We start from the raw sequence: 1,057 nt of genomic DNA, 5'->3' as shown, positions 1-1,057 counted from the left end.
CCCGACGGCAATAAATAGAGATTTTATGCTGCGTATTTTATATCCTTATGGTTAAAATATTTAGCTACTCTTTGGCTATTTTCAGTTAGCATTTTCATATGATTCTTGACATTTTCTTCAAGCTGTTTTTCGTTTTTAGGAGCAGGTTTTTCAGATAAAGCATATTTTAAATCACAGTTTAGATACTCATCAGGGTTTTTCTCTGGAGAATAAGAAGGCAAGAAGAATAACTCAATATGTTCCAGTTTTTCTTCAATCCATTTCTTTACTATTTTACTGTGATGAACTCTTAAATTATCTAGGATTAAAAATATTTTTTGTGTTTTATCTTTGATAAGCTGTTCTAGAAATTCAATGAATCTATCAGCATTCATAGTTCCTGAGTAAATCATAAATTGAACACTTCCTTGATTAGTTACTGTAGAAATCATGTTTACAGAAAAACGTTTAGACATACTTTTCTTTACAGGCGTTTTTCCTTTGGGAGCATAAGAACGACCATGTTGATTAGCGTTTCTTACTCCTGTTTCATCACCCCATTGTATTTCTGCATTTTCCTCTTTAGCGCGTTTCTTAATGGCTGGATATTGTTCATCTAACCATAATTGCACTTTTTTAGAACATTGTTCGTAAGCTTGTTTCTTGGGTTTTTGAGGACTAAATCCCCAAGAGCGTAGATAATCCCCCATTGTATTTATCGCTAATTTTACACCAAATTCACGTTCCACTAATTCCTTTACAGCTTTGCGTGTCCATAAAGCAAAATCCAATTTTAGTTGATCTGGCATAACATCTGTAATCATGCGTTGGATCTCTAACTCTTGAGTGCTACTAAGTAATTTTTTATCCTCAGAGCTAACACCGCGCTTATTATCTGTCAACCCTTTAATCCCTTCTTTTTTATGTTTTTTAACCCAATTAGTAATTGTGTTTGGGTTAACTCCGTACATCATAGCTACTTTTTTCTTTTGAACACCTGAATTAATTTGCTTGATCGCTCGTTTGCGTATTTCCTTTCTGCTTGCAGAATCTACTGATCTAAAATCCATATCCTTCA

General features: G+C 33.5%; 1 protein-coding gene. It reads right to left on the bottom strand.

Going from position 1 to position 1,057, the window contains the following annotated elements; all coding sequences use genetic code 11:
• Window positions 1–23: 23 nt before the first annotated feature.
• Entirely contained in the window at window positions 24–1,049 is a 1,026-nt protein-coding gene (locus tag GMC_RS23075; protein ID WP_029489529.1) for an IS630 family transposase, read from the bottom strand.
• Window positions 1,050–1,057 lie beyond the last annotated feature (8 nt).

This window comes from Aquimarina agarivorans (assembly GCF_000218485.1).
Lineage (GTDB): Bacteria > Bacteroidota > Bacteroidia > Flavobacteriales > Flavobacteriaceae > Aquimarina > Aquimarina agarivorans.
This window is presented reverse-complemented; position numbering and strand designations above follow the sequence as displayed.